Here is a 2,906-nt window from a genome sequence, read left to right as displayed (position 1 = left end):
AGGACGGCACCGACGTCACCCCGGCCGCCGTCGCCGCCTCCCTCACCCACGCCACCGAGGCCAAGCCCGCCCCGGCGGCCCTCTCCGGAGTGACCCTCACCGCCCAGGCCGAGGGTGCGGGTGCCGTCCGCGTCACGACGGACGCCCCCGACCCCGTCCTGCCGCTGCGCCTGTCCAGCCCCAGCCTGGCGATCCTCTCCCCGAAGGCATACGACGCGAAGGGCGCCGCCGACCCGGCCGGCACCGCCACCGGCCCCTTCGAACTCACCGACGTCGAGGGCAGCACCGGCGCCCGCCTCGACCGCTTCGACGACTACTGGGGCGGCCGTGCCCAGGCCTCCGGCATCGACGCCCGCTTCATCGCCGACGGCACCGCCCGCACCAACGCGCTGCGCAGCGGCCGGCTGGACCTCGCCGAGGCGATACCCGTCGCCCAGGCCGCCACCCTCGACGCCGACACCCGCCGCGAGACCGCCACCACCCGCACCACGAGCCTCCTCCTCAACGCACGGTCCGGCGCCTTCAAGGACGCCTCGCTGCGCGCCGCCGCCCGCGCGGCCGTCAACACCTCGGCCCTCGCGGAAGGCGTCTACGAAAAGCACGCCGATGCCGGCGCCGGCATCTACGGCCCCGCCGTCACCTGGGCAGCGGGCAAGCGCGTACCGCCGACCACGAATGCCCGGCCCGGCAAGCCCGCCGGCACCTCCGTCACGCTCGCCACCTACGACAACCGGCCCGAACTCCCCGAAGTAGCCCAGGTGTTGAAGCAGCAGCTGGAGAAGGCCGGGTTCACGGTGAAACTGAAGGTGAGCGAGTACGCGCGGCTGGAGAGCGACGCCCTCGCCGGAAAATTCGACGCCTTCGTGCTCGCCCGCAACACCCTCGTCGACACCGGTGACCCCGTCGCAGCCCTCGCCGCCGACTACACCTGCGCGGGCGGATTCAACATCGCCCAGCTCTGCGACAAGTCCGTCGACGCGACCGTGGCGAAGGCCGAACGCACCGCCGACACCGCCCGACGGCAGGACGCCGCCATGGCCGCCGAGGCCGCGATCCTGCGCACCGACGCCGTCGTCCCCCTGGTCCACCAGCGCGTCATCACCGGCGTCGCCCCCCAGGTGAGCGGCGTGCTCCTCGACCCCTACGAGCGCACCCTCGTCGGCACCGGGACCCGGCGCTGATCCATGAGGAAGACCGTGGGCGTGCTGCTGTGGCGCGCCGGACTGGCCGCGCTGCTGGTGTGCGGGATCGGGCTGCTGCCCTGGCTCTCGCACACCGACCCGGCACTCACCGTGCTCAAGGTCCGGTCCGCCGACCGTGACCCCACACCCGAGGTGCTCGCCGACATCCGCGCCCAACTGGGCCTGGAGGACGGTCCTTTGCGCCTGCTCGGCCGGTGGCTCGCCGGGCTGCCGCGCGGGGACGCCGGACACTCGTGGATATCCGGCTCCGAGGTCGCGCCCGACGTGCTCGGGGCCCTCGGCGCCTCGCTCCTGCTGATGGCGGTGGCCCTTGTCGTCGCCCTCGCCACGGCCGCCGCCGTGTGCGCCCGCACCCTCCACCTCGGAGCGCGACGCCGCCTCGCCGGGCGGCCGCCGGGCGGATCGGGTTCGGCGGTGCTCGCCGCCCTTCCCGAGTTCCTCATCGCCTCCGTGCTCGCCACCGTCGTGGGCGTGCGGTGGGGCTGGCTGCCCGCCGTCGGCTGGTACGGCCCCCAGTGGACGGTGCTCCCCGCGCTCGCCCTCGGCCTGCCCGCCGGCGCGGTCCTCGGACGCCTCCTCGACGACCAACTCCCCGGCGCCTTCGACGAACCCTGGGCTCTGGCCGCCACCGCCCGCGGACTGCCCGGCCGCACCGTCGCCCGCAAGGCGCTCCGCCGCTGTGTGCCCGGACTGCTGCCCAACCTCGGGCTGTTCGTCGTCGGCCTCACCGGCGGCGCCGTCGCCGTCGAGCAGATCTTCGACATCCCCGGCCTCGGCCGCACCACCCTCCAGGCGGCCATCGCCCAGGACCTGCCCGTCCTCCAGGCCGGCACCCTCCTGCTCGTCCTCCTCGGCGCCGTCACCACGGCCGCCGCCCGCCTCACCGCCCGCCGGCTCATCGGCTCCGCTCTGCGCGACGGCGCCCTGCGGAGCCTGCACCGGCCGACACCGCCACCACCGCCGACCGTCCGCAGGATCCTGCCTATTGCATACGGTCTTCTGCTGTCCGGCGTCGTCGCACTCGGCCTGCCCCGCGACCCTCTCGCCCTCGACACCGTCGCCCGCCTCCAAGCACCCTCCCTCACCCACCCCTTCGGCACCGACGCCCTCGGCCGGGACGTCCTCGCCCGAGTCGCCCACGGGGCCCTCGACACCCTGCTGCTCGCTCTCGCCATCAGCGCCCTCGCCTGGCTCGCCGGCGTACTCCTCGGCTGCCTGCCCGCACTGTCCGCACCACTGGTCGACACCGTCAACGCCGTCCCGCCCGTCCTCGCCGCCCTCCTGGTCACCGCCGTCTGGGGCAGCGGCGCCGGCACGCCCGTCCTCGCGGTGGCCGTCGTGGCGTGGGCACCCCTGGCCGCGCACACCTCCGCGCTGCTCGGTCAGGAGCGGGCCACCCTCCACGTGAGCGCCACCCGCGCACTGGGTGCCAGCCGGTCGTACCTGCTGAGGAGCGAACTCCTCCCCGCCGTCCTGCCGTCCGTCACCCGCCACGCCGTCCTGCGCCTGCCCGGCATCGCCCTCGCGCTCGCCTCGCTGAGCTTCCTCGGGCTCGGCGCCCAGCCGCCGACCCCAGAGTGGGGCCTCCTCCTCGCCGAGAACCAGCCCTACGCCGAACGCGCCCCCTGGGCCGTCCTCACCCCCGCCGCCGTCCTCGCGCTGCTGGGAGCCCTCGCGGTGACAGCGGCGGGGGTGAGGACGGCC

Annotated in this window: 2 protein-coding genes; both read left to right on the top strand. The window is 75.3% G+C overall.

Annotation, left to right across the window (positions count from 1 at the left end):
* The coding region (locus BZL64_RS33510; RefSeq protein ID WP_086772865.1) for an ABC transporter substrate-binding protein at positions 1–1,181 on the top strand (1,181 nt) is incomplete at its 5' end.
* 3 nt (positions 1,182–1,184) lie between these two features.
* A partial coding sequence (locus tag BZL64_RS33505; protein WP_107430393.1) for an ABC transporter permease subunit occupies positions 1,185–2,906 on the top strand: 1,722 nt, incomplete at its 3' end.

This window comes from Streptomyces bobili, assembly GCF_002154575.1.
Lineage (GTDB): Bacteria > Actinomycetota > Actinomycetes > Streptomycetales > Streptomycetaceae > Streptomyces > Streptomyces bobili.
The sequence above is the reverse complement of the archived record's forward strand: the minus strand, read 5'-3'. Positions and strand labels throughout refer to the sequence as shown.